This is a genomic window from Anaerofustis stercorihominis DSM 17244, assembly GCF_000154825.1.
GTDB classification, from domain to species: domain Bacteria; phylum Bacillota; class Clostridia; order Eubacteriales; family Anaerofustaceae; genus Anaerofustis; species Anaerofustis stercorihominis.
In genome coordinates this window covers 501,568-522,146 of the sequence record NZ_DS560015.1, presented here as the reverse complement: position 1 = coordinate 522,146, position 20,579 = coordinate 501,568, and the positions used below count along the sequence as shown (strand labels likewise).

The following is a 20,579-nucleotide window of genomic DNA, read 5'->3' as shown; positions in this document are numbered from 1 at the left end:
CAAAGATCCAAAATGGGTCCGGGATCGTTACTGGCCCGGACCTTTTTATTTACAAAATTTTGAAAGGAGCACTTTTAGATGCTAAATAAAAAATCAGTAGATGATATAAATGTTAAAGGAAAAAAAGTATTAATAAGATGTGACTTCAACGTACCTTTAAAGGACGGAGAAATCACAGATGAAAACAGAATAAACGCTGCACTTCCTACAATCGAAAAGGTTATGAAAGACGGCGGAAAAGTTATTTTATGTTCTCACCTAGGTAAACCAAAGGGAGAAGCTAAACCTGAATTATCACTTGCACCCGTTGCAAAGAGATTATCGGAAAAATTAGGTAAAGAAGTTGTTTTTGCGGCTGATGACAACGTAGTAGGCGAAAATGCAAAAAAAGCAGTTGCTGAAATGAAAGAAGGAGATGTAGTCCTTCTTCAAAATACACGTTACAGAGCTGAAGAAACCAAAAACGGAGAAGCATTAAGCAAAGACTTAGCTTCACTTTGCGATATTTTCGTAAACGACGCTTTCGGTACAGCTCACAGAGCTCACTGTTCTAATGTTGGTGTTACTGAGTTTGTTGACACAGCCGTTGTAGGTTATTTAATGCAAAAAGAAATCGACTTTTTAGGTAATGCCGTAAACAATCCTGAAAGACCTTTCGTAGCAATTCTCGGAGGAGCTAAAGTTGCGGATAAATTAAATGTTATCGCTAACCTTCTTGAAAAATGCGATACTTTGATCATCGGCGGTGGAATGGCTTATACATTCTTAAAAGCTAAAGGATACGAAATCGGTACTTCTTTGGTAGATGATGAAAAATTAGATTACTGTAAAGAAATGATGGAAAAAGCCGAAAAGCTTGGTAAAAAACTTTTACTTCCTATAGATACTACAATAACAAAGGATTTCCCAAACCCAATCGATGCTGAAATCGAAATAAAAGTAGTATCTTCAGATGCAATCCCTGCTGATATGATGGGACTTGATATCGGAACCGAAACTGCAAAATTATTTGCTGACGCAGTAAAATCAGCTAAGACAGTAGTTTGGAACGGACCTATGGGCGTATTCGAAAATCCGATACTTGCAAAAGGTACGATCTCTGTAGCAGAAGCTTTAGCTGAAACAGACGCTACAACTATCATCGGCGGCGGAGACTCTGCAGCAGCCGTTAACCAACTTGGTTTCGGAGATAAGATGACTCATATCTCTACAGGCGGCGGTGCAAGTCTTGAATTCCTTGAAGGAAAAGACCTTCCGGGTGTAGTTGCAGCAAACGATAAATAAACATTACAGATAAGTAAAAGGAGAGTATAAATGGCAAGAACAAAAGTAATAGCCGGCAACTGGAAAATGAATAAAACAGCTGCTGAAGCAAAAGAATTTTTTAATGAATTTTTAGATAAAATCAATGTGGCAGACCCTGAAGTGGTTATTTGTCCGACTTATATGACTATCCCTGCGGCTGTGGAAGCTGTAAAAGGCACTAATGTTGGTATCGGTGCACAAAATATGTACTTCGAAGAAAGCGGTGCTTACACAGGCGAAGTAACAGCAGATATGATAATAGAAGCAGGCTGTAAATATGTAATCATCGGTCACAGTGAAAGAAGACAATACTTCAACGAAACCGATGAAGGCGTAAACTTAAAGACTAAAAAAGCTTTGGAAAAAGGTTTGATACCAATCCCTTGTGTCGGAGAAACTTTAGAAGAAAGAGAAAGCGGAAAAGCTTTTGACGTATTAAAAGAACAAACTACAAAAATGCTTGAAGGTATCTCTAAAGAAGACGCTAAGAAAATAATCCTTGCATACGAACCTGTATGGGCTATCGGAACAGGCAAAACAGCTACTGACGAACAAGCAAACGAAGCTTGCGGATACATCAGAAAACTTGTTAAAGAACTTCTTGGCGAAGAAGTTGCCGATGCAATGAGAATCCTTTACGGCGGAAGCGTTAATGCTGGTAATGTAAAAGCATTGATGTCAATGAGCGACATCGACGGTGCTTTAGTTGGCGGAGCAAGCTTGAAAGCTGATTTTGTTACTTTAGTAAATTTTAAAGAAGCTTAATAGGTGGAACATGAATAAAGTATTATTAATGATATTAGACGGCTATGGCTATTCTGAAAGTCATGAAGGTAATGCAGTATATAGTGCTTCAACACCGAATTTAGATAAACTATGGGAAAACAATCCTCACTTATTCTTAAACTGCAGCGGTTTAAGTGTTGGTTTACCTCAAGGACAAATGGGTAACAGTGAAGTAGGTCATTTAAACTTAGGTGCTGGAAGAGTCGTATATCAGGAACTTACAAGGATCACAAAATCAATCCAGGACGGAGATTTCTTTACTAACGAAGAATTCTTGAAAGCTGTCGAAAATGTTAAGAAGAATAACTCGGCTCTTCATTTGATGGGCCTTGTATCAGACGGCGGAGTCCATTCTTCAAACGAACATTTATATGCTTTGCTGGAACTTGCTAAAAAACAAGGACTTAAAGAAGTATATGTTCACTGCTACATGGACGGAAGAGATACTCCTCCAAAGAGCGGTAAAGGATATATCGAAGAACTTGAAGAAAAAATCAAGGAAATAGGTGTAGGTAAAATCGCTACGGTATCGGGAAGATACTACGCAATGGACAGAGATACTAGATGGGAAAGAACAAAAAAAGCATATGATGCTTTGGTTTATGGTATCGGAGAAAAAGCAGACAGTGCTGCTGATGCTATGCAGGCTTCTTATGACGCCGATACCACAGACGAATTCGTTCTTCCTACAATCGTTGGTGAAGGCGCTAAGATATCTAAGAATGACAGCGTAATATTCTTTAACTTCAGACCCGACAGAGCAAGACAAATCACAAGAGCTCTTGTAGAAGCTGATTTTGACGGATTTGACAGGGAAGAAGACTTGAATTTGACATTTGTGACATTTACAAATTATGACGCAAGCTTTAAAAATGTACTTATCGCATTCAAACCTCAAGTCATAACAAATACTTTGGGTGAATATTTAAGCGATAACGGATATACTCAGCTAAGGATCGCCGAAACTGAAAAATATGCTCATGTGACTTATTTCTTCAACGGCGGTATCGAAAAAGAATACAAAGGGGAAGACAGGATACTCGTTCCGTCTCCTAAAGTAGCTACTTACGATTTAAAACCGGAAATGAGTGCTTATGAAGTAAAAGACAAGCTTGTTGATGCTATAAACAATAAAGATTATGATTTTATCGCAGTAAACTTTGCTAACTGTGACATGGTAGGTCACACAGGCGTATTTGAAGCTGCAAAAGCTGCTGTTGAAGCGGTTGATGAATGTGTAGGCGAAGTTGAAAGTGCTGCTGTTAATAACGACTACAGCATTATTATCACAGCTGACCATGGTAATGCGGAACTTATGTCTGAAGACGGAAAACCATTTACAGCTCATACTACAAATAAAGTTAAGTGTATAGTTGAAAGTAAATTAATCAAAGGCGTAGTTGAAGAAGCAGCTTTATGTGATGTATCTCCTACGGTACTTGATTTAATGGACGTAAAACAGCCGGAAGATATGACCGGAAAATCATTCGTATTAAAATAATCCAAAAGTCATTATGGTTTATCGTGACTAATATGAATATAAAAAAGCTCCTTATAGGGGCTTTTTTTGTTATAATGATTTTTTATTATATAGTGAGTATGGTCGCTTATTTTAAAATATGAATAATTAGAAGATAGTTTCAAGATTGGTATATTTTATTTGATAAAAAGCTGAAAATTTATATAATATTTTTGATTTTGATTTTTAATATATAAAATTATTCGTATCAGAAATGTTTATTTATATGTAATTTTAATTTTAATCTAAGTTATAATTAATAAAAGTGTCGTAATATATTTATATAAAATGAAAAGAGGGATTGTTATGGATTTTTACTTTGATTCACCTTATATCAGCGGACTTTTTATAATAACTGTTTTACTTATAATTGCATGGTGGAGGATATTCGAAAAAGCGGGGGAAGCGGGATGGAAAGCTTTGATACCTTTATATAATACTTATATTCTATATAAAATAAGCATGGGTTCGGGTTGGTATTTTATACTTCTTATGATACCTTTTGTAAATATTGCGGTTTATATATTAATGTGTATGGGACTTGCCAGGTCTTTTGGGAAAGGTATAGGTTTTACTTTGGGACTGATTTTTTTAAGTAATATTTTTATGCTCATCTTAGGTTACGGAAGCAGTGAGTATTTGAACAGTTAACTTTTTACGTTATATAATGTGAATCGTTATTTATATACCTAAATCTTTTAAGGATAGTGTTTTTTATATTGAGCTTTAAAGTATGATAGTAAATATCTTATATAAATCAGAGCGATTTTTATATTTATATATAGTGTTCATAAAAATAATCTTACTTATTTTTATAAAATCATTTTTTGTGTATTGTTCTGATTATACTTTAGGAGTCAGATATAAATATAATAATATAAATTTATTATTATATTCGATAGAAGATTAAAGAAATCAATAATTAGGTAGGTATTTTGCTTTATGGCTGATAAATCAAACAAGAAGTTTTGGGAAAGGACAGCGAAACTCTATACATATTTTCAGGAAAAAGGAAACGAAGAATTATATAAAACTATTTATGAAAAAATAAAACCTTTTTTTTATAAAGAACAACGTGTTCTCGAGTTGGCATGCGGGACGGGACAGCTTACGCGTTTGCTTTCTGATGAAACAGATAGCTGGACTGCTACGGATTTTTCTGAGAAAATGGTTTTTGAAACAGAAAAGCGCCTTAATAATCAAAATGTCATTTATGAAGTTCAGGATGCGACGGCTCTTGGTTATAAAGATGACGTTTTTGATGTCGTACTTATCGCCAATGCTCTGCATATAATGCCAAATCCAAATAAGGCACTTGATGAAATCAAACGTGTATTAAAGACTGACGGTCTTTTAATAGCACCTACGTTTGTATATGACGGAAAAGTAAATAAAATTCGTTTATGGTTTATGGAGAAAGCAGGTTTTAAGACTTTTCATAAATGGAAATCTCAAGAGTATATGAATTTTATTGAGGATAATGGTTTTAAAATAAAAGAAAAGTATTTAGTTCAAGGAAAGTTGCTTTCGGAGTGTGTTTTGGTTTGTGAGAAAATGAAAGTTATAAATTTATGCTTGTAAAATAAAAATAAATTTTTAAATTTACAACATTTTTTGTTTGTTATAAGTAGTTATATGTTAAAATAGACTATACTTTTATATTTAAATTTGGAGAATTTTATGAAAAAGACAAAGGAACAAATTCATTATAATATGTCCAGAGTCAAAAATAAAGACTCTAAAATAGAATTAATTTTAAGAAAAGAGTTATGGTCTCGAGGGCTTAGATATCAAAAAAATGTTAAAGATATATTCGGTAAACCTGATATAGTTTTTAAAGGCAAAAAAATAGCTGTTTTTTGTGACAGTGAATTTTGGCATGGGTTTGATTGGGAAAATCGTAAAAGAGATTTTAAAAGTAATCAAGATTTCTGGATTCCAAAAATTGAGAGAAACATAGAAAGAGATATTGAGGTTACTAAACATTTGGAAGAACATGGTTGGATTGTTTTAAGATTTTGGGGTAAAGAAATAAAAAATAACTTGAATAAGTGTGCAGATATTATAGAACGGACAGTTAGAAATGGTAAAAAGTAAAATTAGATCAATAGACTTATTTGCGGGTATCGGCGGAATAAGACTGGGATTTGAGAATGTATTTAAAGATAATATTGAAACGGTTTTTGTTTCTGAATGGGATAAATACGCAAAAAAAACATATATGGAAAATTTTAATGATGATTTTGAAATTGCGGGAGATATTACAGAGATTGATGAAACTTCAATTCCTAATTTTGATATATGTCTTGCGGGTTTTCCTTGTCAAGCTTTTAGCTTGGCTGGTAAACGTAAAGGATTTGATGATGATTATAAAGGTACATGTCGCGGTACCCTTTTCCTTGATGTAGCCAGAATTTGCGAATATCATAAACCGAAAGTGATTTTTTGTGAAAATGTAAAAGGATTAGTAAATCATGATAGAGGAAGAACTTTTAAGGTAATATGTAGTACTTTTAAAAAGTTGGGATATAGTGTTTTTTATGAAATACTTAACAGTAGAAATTTTGGAGTCCCTCAAAATAGAGAAAGAATTTATATAGTTGCTTTTAGAAATGATATTGCACCAAAGGATTTTATTTTTCCTACACCCATAGATGAAAATAAAAAAATAAAAGATATAATGGAAGAAAAACCGGTGTCACCAAAGTATTATTTAAGTGACGTTTACTTGGAAACGCTTAGAAAACATAAAGCTCGTCATGAAGCAAAAGGAAATGGTTTCGGGTATGAAATAAGGGATATTGAAGGAATTGCGGGGGCAATTGTTTGCGGAGGTATGGGTAGAGAACGAAATTTACTTATTGATTTCAGACAAAAAAATTTAATTCCCGTAACTCATATAAAAGGAGAAATAAACAAAGAGGGAATAAGAAAGATGACACCCCGAGAATGGGCAAGACTTCAGGGTTTTCCTGAGTCTTTTAAACTCCCTTTGGCTGATGTTCATTTATATAAACAGCTTGGAAACAGCGTAACTGTTCCCGTAATAGAAGAGATAGCAAAGAAAATAAAAGAGGTATTATTAAAATATGACTGATAAAAATAGCGGTAATAAAGGTGAATGGTCTGAAGTATATACGTTTTTGTATTTATTGTCAAAAGGAAGGCTATACGGTGCAGATAGTGAATTAAATCGATTGGAAGATGTTTTTTATGATATTATAAAAATTATAAGACATGAAAAAAAAGGTGTTTTAAATTTTATCGTATCGGAAAATGAAAAAGATATAGAAATAGTTGATGGTAATGATAATCATTTAATTACATTGCAAATGTCTGAGTTTGATAAAAAAGCAAACCTTTTACTTAATAAAATAATTAATCAAAAAACTGCGGGAGCATTTGAAGTACCTGAAATTACTGATTTTTTGAATAAAATTAATTGCTTTAAATTAAAAGCACCGTCTAAAGATAAATCCGATATAACTTTAAAAGTTCATGATTTTCATACAGGAATTGATCCGACTTTGGGGTTTAGTATAAAGTCAAGATTGGGTAAACCATCGACTCTTCTTAATGCAGGTAAAAATACTAATTTTATTTATAAATTAAATGGCAATTTTACTGATGATGATATGAATAAAGTGAACTCTATGGTACATATAAAGAAAACTAAAAAAGGAGAGAAAGTCGAAACAGCAATCGGCGAAAGATTAAGTTATATTTTATCGAAAGATATAAAATTAACACATTTCGATATTTCTGGTAAAAATTTTAAAAATAATCTCATTTTAATTGATACAATGTTGCCAAATATCATTTCAAATATGCTATTAGAATATTATTCTACGGGAGTAAGCAATATTAAAATATTATTGGATAAAATTATAGAAGAAAATCCGTTAAATTTTGATTTATCTGAAAACCATCCTTTTTATAGTTATAAATTTAAAAAATTTATAACTGAATCTGCATTAGGTATGCTTCCCGGTACTGTTTGGACGGGAAAGGCAAATGCAACAGGTGGATATATTGTGGTAAAAGAGGACGGTGATGTTCTTTGTTATCATTTATATAATAGAAATGAGTTTGAAGATTATTTATTAAATAATACAAGATTTGAAAGAGCGAGTGCAAGCAGGCATGACTTTGCTAAAGTTTATAAAATCAATAACGATTATTTTATAAATTTAAATTTACAAATACGTTTCATAAAGTAAACTACCATATTTGGTAGTTTTTTTACTGTTGAGATATATTTATTTTATCCCATAAAATAAATTTAAATTAGTGTTTTTTTTCTTTATTTGTATTATAATCCAGTAAAAAGGTAGGAAATTAATAGCAATTTATATTTTTTTAATACTATGTTAGTTATAGCTAATATAGTATGTACTAATTTTTGATAATATAAATCATTATAATTAAAACATACATTGGTTCAAAGTGTATATTATCCCTATTTTTGCTAAAACTAAAATTTAAAAGGAGGATTTTACATTGAGTAATTCAAAAATTGTTAATTTAAAGGCGAGAGAAATTCTTGATTCCAGAGCAAACCCTACAGTGGAAGTTGAAGTATGTTTGGAAAATGGAGTAAGTGCCATTGCAAGCGTACCTTCAGGGGCTTCGACAGGAGAATTTGAAGCCGTTGAACTTAGAGATAATGATGAAAGCAGATACTTAGGAAATGGCGTTTTAAAAGCGGTGGCTATAGTTAATAAAGATATCAGAGATATCCTTTTGGGAATGGACGTTACCGACCAGAAGGGGATTGATGAGGCTATGCTTGAACTTGACGGGACAGAAAATAAAGAAAAGCTCGGAGCAAATTCTATTTTGGGCGTTTCCCTTGCTTGTGCAAGAGCTGCAGCGAAGAGCCTAAATATACCGCTTTATGAATATATCGGTAAACTTGCGGGAGTAGGAGAACCTTGTGTGCTTCCCGTACCAATGATGAATATCTTAAACGGCGGTAAGCATGCGGATAATAACGTAGATATTCAGGAATTCATGATCGTTCCTCATGGTGCTTCATCATTTAAAGAAGCCTTGAGGATGGGAAGTGAGGTTTATCATAAATTAAAAGATATTTTAAAGCTTCAGAATTTATGTACTTCCGTAGGTGACGAAGGGGGATTCGCACCTAATCTTGAATGTGCGGAAGAGGTAATAATGCTTATATTAAAGGCGATAGAAAATGCAGGTTATAAAGCAGGTGAGGATATTTCTCTTGCATTAGACGTTGCGAGCAGTGAAATCTATGATAAAAATCAGGAATCGTATTTCTATGAAACCGAGAGCAGAAGATATGGTGAAATGACGACATATTATGAAGTCCTTACAACAAAATACCCAATAATTTCAATCGAAGACGGATTATTTGAAGATGACTTTGAACACTGGAAAGTTTTAACCCAAAAAATAGGAAATAAAGTTCAGCTCGTTGGAGATGATTTATTCGTTACAAACGAAAAAAGACTTAAAAAAGGAATTGAAATGGGAGCGGGAAATTCCATACTTGTAAAAGTAAATCAAATCGGTTCCCTTACAGAAACCTTTAATACAATGAAACTTGCCAGAGAACATGGTTATACAACTATCGTTTCTCACAGATCGGGTGAAACGGAAGATACTTTTATCGCGGATTTAGCCGTTGGATTTAATGCAGGACAAATCAAAACAGGGGCACCTTCCAGAACAGAGAGAGTTTGTAAATATAACAGACTCCTCAGAATAGAAGAAGAGCTTGGAGATAAAGCTAAATATATCGGCAGAGAAGCATTTACGAACTTAAAAAATTATGTTTAGTATAATTATAAAACAGCATAGTGTATCTGTGCTGTTTTTTTGTTTGTCAATTTGTTTTTATTTGAGGTTAAATTTTATTTTATATATAAGAAATAAAATAGCGAAGCTACAATGAATGTAATAGACATTTTAACTTTATAATGAGTCGAAACTTGGGATTTTAAGTTATTTATATAATTTCTAAAAGATAAGTCGGGATTATAGATAAAATAGAGTTTATTAATGTTGATTTTATTCACATTTTTACAATCAATTGATTTATATATTTGAAATTTAATAATATTATTTTTATCTTAAGATTTGTGGGATGTATTTAATATTAATAATTTTTACAAAGAAGGTAATATACTCATGTATAATGTATATCTTAGTCGTTAAATAACTATCTTTACGGTTATTATCTTAATGGTATATTTATTTAACGAAGTATTATTACGGTTAGAGAATTAATGATATATCTTGGATTATTTATTAATCATTTTATTAAGGTTAAAATGGTTATCAAATAATAAATAAAAATTTATATATGTTTCTCTCTAACTATATCCCTGTAAAATATTTACAACCAATAAAAAAAATTGTATAATATAAAAGTAATCGAAGATTTAGCTTGATCCTCCAGTTATCTAAATTTAGATTACATAAATTTAATACCTTAAGAAATTTATCTTCAGGGCAAGGTGCAATTCCTGACCGGCAGTAAAGTCTGCGAGCTAATGGCTGATATGGTGAAATTCCATAACCGACGGTAAAGTCCGGATGAAAGAAGATATGATAAGAAATCGCCCTGTTGTTTTAGTACTCAGGGCGTTTTTTAAATTCACCTCATATCTGTTTATAAGGAGAATTATGGAGAACATTACTGAAAAAACAACACAAAAGACAAGGTCAAACTTAAACGTAAGAGTCATGGTGGTTACCGCAATGTTAAGTGCGGTATCATTCCTTTTGGCATTTTTGGAAATCCCTATGCCGCTGTCTCCGTCATTTGCTATGATGGATCTATCCGATTTACCCGCTCTTATCGGCGCATTCGCTTTCGGTCCCGTAACGGGAGTAGTTATAGAGCTTATTAAAAACGGCCTTCAATTGTTCAGTACCAACACCGGAGGAATAGGAGAACTGGCAAACTTTTTGATGGGAGCGTCTTTTGTATTCACTGCGGGGATTATTTATAAAAGAAGAAAGACCAAGAAAACCGCTCTGATTGCTTGTATAGCCGCAAGCGTGGTCATGGCGGTAGTTGCGGGACTTCTTAACTATTTTGTGCTTCTTCCGATGTACAGCGTGTTCATGCCGATAGACCAGGTGATTGCTGCATTCGGAGAAATAATACCGTTTATAAAGACAAAACTGGAAGTGATTTTATTCAGCGCAATTCCCGCAAATATTATAAAGGGACTTATGATTTCGGTTTTTACAATGCTTATTTATAAAGGAGTAAGTCCTATACTCAAAGGAGAAAAATAATCAATGAAGGAAGCTAAAGATTACTTTAAATTTTTAGTAGAAGAAATACATTCCACTACTTTCGCAACGGTAGACGATAACGGACTGCCGGAAACCTGCGTAATAGATTTAATGCTTTGTGATGATGAAGCACTATATTTTCTTACCGCCAAAGGCAAAGGCTTTTATGACAGGCTTATCAAGAGGAAATTCGTTTCTTTGTCGGGAATGAAAGGACTTGATACCATGTCTACAAAAGCAGTGAGCGTGAAAGGAAAGGTTTGTTGTATAGGTAAAGAAAAACTGGATGAGATATTTGAAAAGAATACATATATAAATGAAATCTATACCAGCGAAGAGAGTAAAATGGCGCTCGCGGTATTTAAAATTTATCAGGGAGTCGGGGAATATGTAGATCTTTCCGTCAAACCCATGATAAAAAGGACATTTTCATTTGGAGGGGAAAATGTTGAAAAGAGAGGTTATGAAATAACCGATGATTGTTTCCTATGCGGAAAATGTATTAAAGTATGCTCATTTAATGCAATAGAAGAAGCTGAGGAAAAATATAAGATAACTGAAGATAATTGCTTGGAATGCGGGAACTGCTACAGTGTATGTCCCGCAGGAGCTGTAATAAAGTATTAATAAAAAAGACCGTCAAGCGGTCTTTTTTATTTTATGTTGATATCATCAGCTTTTCATCTATTTCTTTCTTTTTTGATTTATAGTATGTAAATCCTATCAAATCCGCCAATATCCATCCTATAGGCACACTTACCCATATCCCCATAACCCCTATGCTTGGTATTTTAGATAATGTATATGCGAGAAATACCCTGGTTCCCAGGGATACTACCGTCAGTATTACCGATATAAAAGGTTTTTCCACTGCTCTGAAAAATCCGTAGAGTAAGAAAAGACACCCTATCCCGAAATAAAAAGCTCCTTCTATCTTTAAATAATCGATACCATGATTTATGATTTCCGCTTTTGAAGGATCTACAAATATAAGCATAAATTGCTTTGCGAATATACAAACGATTAGAGATATTAAAAGACAGAATATAATAGTATATTTAACCGCACTTTTAATTCCTTCTTTTATTCTCTCTTTCTTTTTTGCTCCGTAGTTTTGGGCAATGAACGTGGAGAAAGCATTTCCGAAGTCCTGGACGGGCATGTATGCAAAAGAGTCTATTTTTACGGCTGCGGCAAATGCTGCCATGACGATGGTTCCAAAGGAATTTATAAGCCCTTGAACCATTAATATCCCGAAGTTCATTATAGACTGCTGTATACATGTAAGAAAGGAAAATTTGAATATATCCTTTATAATATCTCTTTCGAATTTTAATTTCCAGATATCGAACCTAAACTCGGGGAATTTGAAAAAAGTGTATAATGCTATCCCTATACCCGATACAAACTGGGATATAACCGTTGCCACAGCAGCCCCTTCGACACCCATGTCAAAAGATAAAACAAATATCAAATCAAGGACTATATTTAAAACCACAGATACTCCAAGATAAATAAGAGGTGACAGGGAATTCCCCACAGACCTTAGTACGGAAGAGTAGAAATTATATAAAAAAGTTGCGGTGATACCTAGAAATATTATCCATAAATAACTTTTCATCATTTGATAAATCGAAGAGGGGATATTTAAAAAATGCATTATCGGGTCTATAAATACAAATACTGCCATGTTTAAAATAATGGTAACAGAGAGTATTATAACAAAAGAAATCCCAATACTTTTCTTAAGTTTTGATATATCATTTTCTCCGTACCTGATGGAAAAAACAGCACCGCTGCCCATACATAGTCCCAGTAATATGGAAGTTAAAAAAATCATTAATGTATATGATGACCCTACAGCAGCCAGTGCATCGGGACCGATAAATTTCCCGACGATTATCGTATCCGCAATATTATAAATTTGCTGAAGAAGATTTCCTATTATCATTGGTACAGCAAACAACATCATTTTCTTTGTTATATTTCCGTTTGTTAAATCAATCAGCATAATAGTATCCCTTGAAGTCTTTTTTACTATGATATAAATTTATTTCATAAATGTCAATTAGACATAAATTATGGCTTAATAAGTATTAAATATTTTATGCATTACAAAACCTGTAATTTTTTAGGTATTTCTAAAGGTGATTTGATTATGTTGAAAAATGAAAATTTAAGAAATACAAAAAAATAATGAATTTTATACATAGTTATCTGATATATAAAAAGAATTAAGACATTACAAATAAGATTAAAAAATAAAATAATTCTTTGCAATTATGAAGATTTGATTTTATGTCAAAAATATATTGAAGAAAGTATCCCAAGTATGATAATTATAGTGCTATAAATGCAGACAAAACGACGGGAATCTCCTGTAATTATTATGATGCAATGGGTGTTCCTATAATCTTTATGGATAAATATAACCCTGTGCAGTTTGGAAATTACAGGACAAACTCATAGTGGTGATTTAAGTTCGAAGGTAGAGGCTTTAAGAACTCATAGACAATATCGGCATAGAGGACTTATAAATGGTAAAGAAAGAGTGTAACAAAAGAAAATCAGGAAAATAATTATATAATAATTTAAATATTGAATAATTAAATGAAAACCGAGATTTTGTCACATTAATCAAAGAATAGAACAAAATCTTTCAAAAAAATCAAAAATTTCTTTGTTTTAGCGGTTTCATATGATATAATATGAAACTGCAAGATTTATATTTAGGAGGATAAAATGACAACAGTATTATTAGTATTCATGGTAATCTCAAGCATTACACTAATAGGTAGCGTCCTTTTACAAGAAGGCTCTTCAGCCGGAATGGGAAGTGCTATTTCAGGTGGTGCGGAAGGATTATTCGGTAAAAAGAAAGCTCATGGCATGCAAGGTTTACTTAATAAAATAACTTTAGTATCAGCTGTAGTATTCTTTATTTCAATTTTTGTTTTTAACCTTCTAGCAAAATAACAAACAATATTTAAAATAACAATTTCGGAGGAAAAAAATGTTCAGTGTAGAAACTTTAAAGTTTTTTGCCCCTGTTGCGGGTATTATAGCGCTTTTATTTGCGTTATATCTTGCTTCTTCAATCAAAAAGGTTGATGAAGGAACTGACAGGATGAAAGAAATTTCATCTCACATTCACGAAGGTGCAATGGCATTCTTAACAAGCGAATATAAATATATAGTTGTATTTGCTGTAGTATTATTTGTAGTATTATTTGCTTTAATCGGATGGGAAACAGCTGTTTGTTTCGTTGTCGGTGCACTTTTCTCTGTTTTAGCGGGATTCTTTGGTATGCAGGTTGCTACTAAAGCTAACTCTAGAACAGCGGCACAAGCTAAAGATAAAGGCATGGGTGCTGCATTAAAAGTTGCTTTTAACGGCGGCAGCGTTATGGGTCTATGTGTTGTAGGTCTAGGTGCTCTCGGTGTAAGTATAGTTTACATGATTTTCGGTAATGTAAACATAATCACAGGTTTCGGACTCGGTGCTTCTTCTATCGCATTATTCGGTAGAGTTGGCGGTGGTATTTATACAAAAGCTGCTGACGTTGGTGCTGACCTTGTTGGTAAAGTTGAAGCCGGTATTCCCGAAGATGACCCTAGAAACCCTGCTGTTATCGCAGATAACGTAGGTGATAATGTAGGGGACGTTGCAGGTATGGGTTCTGACTTATTCGAATCTTACGTAGGTTCTATCATCTCAGCTATGACTCTTGGCGGATTATTACTTGGTTCCGTAGAATCAATCATGTTCCCTCTAGCTCTTGCTGCGGTTGGTATCATCTCTTCTATTATCGGTTCTTTATTCGTTAAAGGCGGAGAAAATTCCGACCCTCATAAAAGCTTAAACATGGGTACATATGTAAGCGGTATTTTAGTTTTGATTGCTGCTTATTTCTTAACAACAAGCTTACTTAACGATATTACATATTTCTATGCAATCATCTCAGGTCTTGCTTGTGGTATCTTAATCGGTAAAGTTACTGAAGTTTATACTTCTGACCAATATAAATCAGTAAAGAAAATTGCTCAGCAAAGTGAAACAGGTGCAGCTACCACTATCATCAGCGGTCTTGCCGTAGGTATGATGTCAACAGCTATTCCTATTATTTTAATCGTTGCTGCTATCTTACTTTCTTATAATTTAGCAACAGAAGGTTTATACGGTATCGCTCTTGCTGCTGTAGGTATGCTTTCAACAGCAGGTATGACTATCGCTGTAGATGCTTATGGTCCAATAGCCGATAATGCAGGCGGTATTGCTGAAATGGCAGAACTTGATGATTCTGTAAGAAACATTACTGATAAACTTGACAGTGTTGGTAACACAACAGCTGCTATCGGTAAAGGTTTCGCTATCGGTTCAGCTGCTCTAACTGCTTTAGCATTATTTGCTTCTTATTCAACAGCAGTTGGTATCAAAGCAATCGACTTACTTGATGTAAAAGTTATCGCCGGTTTATTCATCGGTGGTATGCTTCCTTATGTATTCTCTTCTTTAACAATGGAAGCTGTTGGTAATGCAGCTAACAAAATGATTGAAGAAGTTAGAAGACAATTCAGAGAAATTCCGGGTATCATGGAAGGTAAAGGCAAACCTGAATATTCTACATGTGTAGAAATTTCTACTCAAGCTGCCCTAAAAGAAATGATAATCCCAGGACTTCTTGCAGTTATCGTTCCACTAGCTGTAGGTTACTTCCTAGGCGCTACTGCTTTAGGCGGACTTCTTGCAGGTGCACTTGTAACAGGTGTATTAATGGCTATTCAAATGGCTAACTCAGGCGGTGCTTGGGATAATGCCAAGAAATACATCGAAGGCGGAGCTCACGGCGGAAAAGGCAGTGATGCACATGCTGCTGCGGTTGTAGGAGATACAGTAGGGGATCCATTCAAAGATACATCAGGTCCATCACTTAATATTTTGATTAAGTTAATGACTATCGTAGCTTTGGTATTTGCTCCACTATTTATGTAATAAATTATTAATAAAATAATACTGAATTTAAAAAGACCCTTTTTAAAAGGGTTCTTTTTTATTTAATTTAAATTAAATTTAAACTATCTGCATTCTTTGTTATTTTTGTTAGATTGGTTTTGATTATTTTGATTAGATTGATTTTGATTGTTTTTGTTAGATTGGTTTTGGTTATTTTGATTAGATTGATTTTGATTGTTTTTATTTTTATTACTCATTTTAATAATCTCCTTTTCTTAATTTTCTAATAATATTATTTCCTGAAATGAAAATTATATAGTAGGAAATTTTAGGTTATTTTTTGATTTTCAAAGATTATAACATGTCAAAACCTGTACTTTTTGGTTGAAATATGTTAATATACTATATATTAATTATATATATATTTTTTATTTTAATGTAACATATTTATTGATAATAATACGATTATAAGTCTTATTTGTTTTAAAATGAATTATCATTTAATATTAGATAATATGTAAAATTATAATATGTATAGAATTAATCAGTTAAGTTAATAATGAATTTAAAATTGTGGGGTAAAATATGAAAAATATGTCAGTAGTAATACCTGCATATAATGAAGAAAAATCTATTTGTAGGGTTGCTGAGACTATTAATGAAGTTTTAAATAAAGAAAATATTCCTTTTGATATAGTTTTTGTGAATGATGGGTCAAAAGATAGTACTTGGCAGGAAATTTGCAAATTATCTAAAGAAAAAAGTTATGTTAACGGTGTTTGTTTTTCTCGAAACTTCGGTAAAGAGTCTGCTATTTTTGCAGGTCTTCAATATGCAAAAGGAGATTGTGTTGTTGTAATGGATGCAGACTTACAGCATCCACCGGAAATTTTAATACAAATGTATAATTTATGGCTTCAAGGATATGAAGTAATTGAAGGTATAAAATCTTCCAGAGGTAAGGAAAGTTTAATTTATAAACTGGGTGCTAAATCTTTTTATAAAATTATTTCAAGCGCTACTGGGATAAATATGTCTACGTCTTCAGATTTTAAATTAATGGATAGAAAAGTTATAAATACCATTATTGAGCTTCCCGAAAGACATATGTTTTTCAGAGCTATTTCTTCATGGGTAGGATATAAAGCTACTTCTGTGGAGTTTGAAGTTCAGGAAAGATTTGAAGGGAAATCAAAATGGTCATTTTTATCTTTAGTGAAATACGCAATTAGAAATATTACATCATTTTCAACTGCACCAATGCAAATAGTTACAGGATGTGGCATAATTTTCTTCTTTTTTGCTATTATTATTGGAGTGCGAGCCATTTATCAATATATTGTCGGATCTGCTCTTGGTGGATTTACGACTGTTATTCTATTACTTTTAATAATAGGCGCAGTAACTATGCTTAGTCTTGGAATTATAGGATATTATATTTCGAAGATATATGAAGAGGTAAAGAGGAGACCTCGATATATTATTTCTAAAACAGCCGGTGAAAAAACAGAGAAATAATGGGAGGATATATGTTTGATAAAATTATAAATTTATACGAAAAATATAAAGGAATTATTTTATATGGTATTTTTGGTATACTCACTACAGTAATTAATTTTGTTTTATATTTTTTATTTGTAAATTTATTTAGTGTTAATTATCTTATAAGCAACTGTATCGCATGGATAGGGGCTGTTATTTTTGCGTTTTATACCAATAAAATTTATGTATTTGAGTCTAAAAATAATGAACTGGGTAATGTGTTTAAAGAATTTATACTGTTTACCGGTTCCAGAGCATTTACTTTTTTTATTGAGACATTACTATTATTTTTAGGTGTGGAACTTTTAAAACTAAATAATGGAATTGTTAAAATTGCAATTGCTGTTATTGTCGTTATATTAAATTACGTTTTTACTAAGTTCGTTTTTAAAAATAATATTCAAGATATAAAAATAGTTGGTAAAAAAACTGAGAAGAGAATTTGGTATAAAAATTATTATCTTATTTATACAATAATATTTATAATAGCATGCTTTATTATCTACTTGCCTTTTATTTTTGAAGGTAAATCTTTTTTTTATAATTATGATGGAGTAAGTCAACATTATAATTCACTGGTTTATTTTGGGAAGTATATTAGATCTATTATAAAAAATTTATTGTTAAATCATCAATTAATTATACCTATGTGGGATTTATCTGTAGGTTTTGGACAAGATATATTAACATCTTTAAATTATTATTCTATTGGAGATGTTCTGGATATACTATTTGTATTAACTCCAATTAAATTTTCATCATATATGTATGTTTTTTTGATTCTATTTAGGATGTTTTTGTCGGGTATTTGTTTTTCTTTATATTGTTTTAAAATGAAACAAAGTAAATATTCAACTTTAGTTGGAACTTTATGTTATGTTTTTTGTGGGTACGTAATATTTTCGTCTATAAGACATCCTTTTTTTATTAAATCCAATGTTATATTTACCATTAATTTTAATTTGGAATTGAAAATATTTTAAAAGGTAAAAACCCTATTTATTTATGGTAATGATTGGAATAAGTGCTATAAGTAACTTTTATTTTTTATATATGTTAACAATTGCTGTTGTATTTTATGCTATAGTTAGAGTTTTATATCTTTATAAAGATAAAGGCCTCTTTATAAAGATGTTTTTTAAATATCTTTTTGTTTTGGGAGGATATTACTTACTTAGTATTTTATTAGTGTCTGTTTTGTTTATTCCTGTAATTTATGGTTTTTTATATTGTTCCAGGATATCAAAGGATACTGGTGTGAATTTGTTATTATATCATTGTAATTATTACTTATCCTTTATATCTCAATTATTTCAGGTTAAAGAAGTAGGAAATTATCAATCATTTAATATTACTATTGTAACGTTTCTCAGTTGTATTATGTTGGTTAATTTACAAGATAAAATTAGTAAATATTTAAAATATATTTTATTTATTTTAATTATATCATCTTTTTTACCTATAATTGGTCTTGTTATGAATGGTGGAAGTTATATTTCAAATAGGTGGTCGTTTGTTTTTTCGTTTGTTGTTTCTTTTATAACTGTATTTATTTTTAATAATTTTAAAATTTATCTGTTGAAATACAAAAAGAGCATTATGAAAACTTCATGTATATACGGTTTTTTGATTTTAGTATCTTCAATTATTTTAATATTTATAACTAAAAAGAATGATGCAGAAAATCTTTTGCCATATTATTATTATTATATAAGTTTTGTATTTTTAAATATATCAATACTTCTAATATATATTGCATCTCAAAAATGTAAAAATAAGATTATTTATAATAATATAATTTTAATAATTGTCTTTTTAAATCTTTGTATTCCAGCTTATTTATATTTAAGTACTTCAGGCGGAAATTATGTGGATTCTTTTCTGAGTAGAGAGTATGCATATTCTACTTTAAAAGATAAAAATATCAAATATGTAAAAAAGAATGATCAAAGTATTTATAGAATAGGAATTTCAAATGTAGGCACTTCATCTAAATATACTTATAATTATGGTATGGCAAATAATATTCCAGGTACGTCTTCTTATTATTCCTTGATTAATAAAAATTTAACAGAGTTATATAATGAAACAGGAAATATAGGACTTAAAAACTTGTCAAATTTAACTGGTTTTAATAATAGGGAAGTATTTAATTCTTTGTTTGGTATAAAATATTATATTTTAGCTGAAAAAGAAAATAAATCAACTATCCCTTATGGTTATACGAAATTAAAAGAAAATGAATTAATTTATAAAAACAACAATGACCTTCCCTTATTTTATACTTATAATTCTTTCATAAGTAGAAAAGATTATGAACAATTGGAGTTGAATAAAAAAGAAAGTTCTATGTTACAAGGCGTTGTTTTGGATAATGAAATAAAATATAGAAAGACTAAATTAAAATTTAATGATGAAACTGTATTAAACAATGAAGATATTTATAATATTTTAAATAAAAATAATTCTATTATGATATCAAAAAATAAAATTATTGCTAAAGAAGATAATACGGAATTGAAAATACCTTTTAAAGGGGATGAAAATAATGAATATTACTTAATATTTAAATCTTTATCTTATAAAAATAATAATAATTCATTATTTCCTTCTTATTATACTGGTTCAAATGTTAAGATAAATTTTTCAAAAAGTAAAAGAGACGATAATATTGTTTCTCTTAAAACATCAAACCATCCAAATTATTTTGGAAAATTAAATTTATTATATAATTTAGGAAGATATGATAAAAAAAGTGATTGTATTTTAATAAAATTATCAAAAAAAGGTGAGTATTCATTTTCCGATATGAAGCTTGTTAGACAGTCTATGAATGATTTTAGTAATCATATCGATAAGTTAAAAGAGGACAAGTTAAATAAATTGACTATTGACGGTAACTATGTTGAAGCTAATATAACTACTAAAGAAGATAAAATAGGGGTTCTTGCAATACCGTACAGCCCCGGATGGAAAGCTTATGTTAATGGTCAAGAAACCGAAGTTCTTAGAGCCAATACAGCATTTATGGGAGTTAAACTTGAAAAAGGTAACAATAGTATAGTGTTTAAATATACAACACCGGGTCTTAGAGAAGGTGCAATTATTTCTTTAATAACAATACTTCTAACATTATTATATGTAAAATTTAAAAAGTATAAAATAAAAATAAGTTAACAAAAAAGAGAAGAA

At 31.2% G+C, this 20,579-nt stretch carries 17 protein-coding genes, 2 pseudogenes and 1 riboswitch; of the genes and pseudogenes, 17 read left to right on the top strand and 2 right to left on the bottom strand.

Translation table 11 applies throughout. The features are described 5' to 3' along the window. The first annotated feature begins 78 nt into the window (after positions 1-78). The 11 genes from ANASTE_RS02545 to ANASTE_RS02495 all read left to right on the top strand — a co-directional run bounded on the left by ANASTE_RS02545 (position 79) and on the right by ANASTE_RS02495 (position 11,518). On the top strand, positions 79-1,284 hold the full coding sequence (locus ANASTE_RS02545) for a phosphoglycerate kinase (RefSeq protein ID WP_007049336.1): 1,206 nt from the start codon (positions 79-81) through the stop codon (positions 1,282-1,284). Positions 1,285-1,314: 30 nt separating this feature from the next. Then, positions 1,315-2,070, top strand: coding sequence for a triose-phosphate isomerase (gene tpiA / locus ANASTE_RS02540; RefSeq protein WP_007049335.1), 756 nt, complete (start codon positions 1,315-1,317; stop codon positions 2,068-2,070). 10 nt (positions 2,071-2,080) lie between these two features. Beyond that, positions 2,081-3,592, top strand: a complete 1,512-nt coding sequence (gpmI, locus tag ANASTE_RS02535; RefSeq protein ID WP_007049334.1) for a 2,3-bisphosphoglycerate-independent phosphoglycerate mutase — start codon at positions 2,081-2,083, stop codon at positions 3,590-3,592. A 324-nt stretch (positions 3,593-3,916) separates the two neighbouring features. Beyond that, positions 3,917-4,261, top strand: coding sequence for a DUF5684 domain-containing protein (locus ANASTE_RS02530; protein ID WP_039944636.1), 345 nt, complete (start codon positions 3,917-3,919; stop codon positions 4,259-4,261). Positions 4,262-4,552: 291 nt separating this feature from the next. Further along, positions 4,553-5,191: a class I SAM-dependent methyltransferase gene (locus ANASTE_RS02525; protein ID WP_007049331.1), complete on the top strand. Its 639-nt coding sequence runs from the start codon at positions 4,553-4,555 to the stop codon at positions 5,189-5,191. A 99-nt stretch (positions 5,192-5,290) separates the two neighbouring features. Beyond that, on the top strand, positions 5,291-5,707 hold the full coding sequence (locus tag ANASTE_RS12045) for a very short patch repair endonuclease (protein WP_007049330.1): 417 nt from the start codon (positions 5,291-5,293) through the stop codon (positions 5,705-5,707). Continuing rightward, positions 5,694-6,707 (top strand): DNA cytosine methyltransferase, encoded by a 1,014-nt coding sequence (locus ANASTE_RS02515; protein WP_007049329.1) that lies wholly within the window; start codon positions 5,694-5,696, stop codon positions 6,705-6,707. Before ANASTE_RS12045 ends, ANASTE_RS02515 begins: the two co-directional genes overlap by 14 nt. After that, the gene (locus ANASTE_RS02510) at positions 6,700-7,830 is read left to right on the top strand and encodes an HpaII family restriction endonuclease (protein ID WP_007049328.1); all 1,131 of its coding nucleotides are present in this window, start codon (positions 6,700-6,702) and stop codon (positions 7,828-7,830) included. The genes ANASTE_RS02515 and ANASTE_RS02510 overlap by 8 nt, the downstream gene beginning before the upstream one ends. 280 nt (positions 7,831-8,110) lie before the next feature. Further along, positions 8,111-9,421, top strand: coding sequence for a phosphopyruvate hydratase (gene eno / locus ANASTE_RS02505; RefSeq protein ID WP_007049327.1), 1,311 nt, complete (start codon positions 8,111-8,113; stop codon positions 9,419-9,421). 662 nt (positions 9,422-10,083) lie between these two features. Further along, positions 10,084-10,196: riboswitch (FMN riboswitch) on the top strand. 74 nt (positions 10,197-10,270) lie between these two features. Continuing rightward, complete coding sequence (locus ANASTE_RS02500) at positions 10,271-10,891, top strand: ECF transporter S component (RefSeq protein ID WP_039944633.1); 621 nt, start codon at positions 10,271-10,273, stop codon at positions 10,889-10,891. 3 nt (positions 10,892-10,894) lie between these two features. Then, positions 10,895-11,518 (top strand): 4Fe-4S binding protein, encoded by a 624-nt coding sequence (locus ANASTE_RS02495; RefSeq protein ID WP_007049324.1) that lies wholly within the window; start codon positions 10,895-10,897, stop codon positions 11,516-11,518. Positions 11,519-11,549: 31 nt separating this feature from the next. On the opposite strand, the gene ANASTE_RS02490 is transcribed toward ANASTE_RS02495, so the two are convergent. Then, the gene (locus tag ANASTE_RS02490; RefSeq protein ID WP_007049323.1) at positions 11,550-12,902 is read right to left on the bottom strand and encodes an MATE family efflux transporter; all 1,353 of its coding nucleotides are present in this window, start codon (positions 12,900-12,902) and stop codon (positions 11,550-11,552) included. A gap of 320 nt (positions 12,903-13,222) precedes the next feature. Between ANASTE_RS02490 and ANASTE_RS12040 the strand changes: the two are divergent. The 3 genes and pseudogenes from ANASTE_RS12040 to ANASTE_RS02480 form a co-directional block, all read left to right on the top strand. After that, positions 13,223-13,360 (top strand): annotated as a pseudogene (locus tag ANASTE_RS12040) (adenine-specific methyltransferase EcoRI family protein); the annotation flags it as partial. A gap of 273 nt (positions 13,361-13,633) precedes the next feature. Beyond that, on the top strand, positions 13,634-13,867 hold the full coding sequence (gene secG / locus ANASTE_RS02485; RefSeq protein WP_007049322.1) for a preprotein translocase subunit SecG: 234 nt from the start codon (positions 13,634-13,636) through the stop codon (positions 13,865-13,867). A gap of 37 nt (positions 13,868-13,904) precedes the next feature. Continuing rightward, a complete protein-coding gene (locus ANASTE_RS02480) occupies positions 13,905-15,884 on the top strand; it encodes a sodium-translocating pyrophosphatase (protein WP_007049321.1) in 1,980 nt (659 codons plus the stop codon). Positions 15,885-15,967: 83 nt separating this feature from the next. On the opposite strand, the gene ANASTE_RS12290 is transcribed toward ANASTE_RS02480, so the two are convergent. After that, positions 15,968-16,102 carry a hypothetical protein gene (locus ANASTE_RS12290; RefSeq protein WP_278183681.1) on the bottom strand — a complete coding sequence of 45 codons (135 nt, stop codon included), beginning with the start codon at positions 16,100-16,102 and terminating at the stop codon, positions 15,968-15,970. Positions 16,103-16,430: 328 nt separating this feature from the next. On the opposite strand from ANASTE_RS12290, the gene ANASTE_RS02475 reads away from it, so the two are divergent. From ANASTE_RS02475 to ANASTE_RS02465, 3 genes and pseudogenes are all read left to right on the top strand, one after another. Continuing rightward, positions 16,431-17,363, top strand: coding sequence for a glycosyltransferase family 2 protein (locus tag ANASTE_RS02475; RefSeq protein ID WP_007049320.1), 933 nt, complete (start codon positions 16,431-16,433; stop codon positions 17,361-17,363). Positions 17,364-17,374: 11 nt separating this feature from the next. Further along, on the top strand, positions 17,375-18,370 hold the full coding sequence (locus ANASTE_RS11220; protein WP_187361996.1) for a GtrA family protein: 996 nt from the start codon (positions 17,375-17,377) through the stop codon (positions 18,368-18,370). 19 nt (positions 18,371-18,389) lie between these two features. Then, positions 18,390-20,564, top strand: a pseudogene (locus ANASTE_RS02465) (YfhO family protein); the annotation flags it as partial. Positions 20,565-20,579 lie beyond the last annotated feature (15 nt).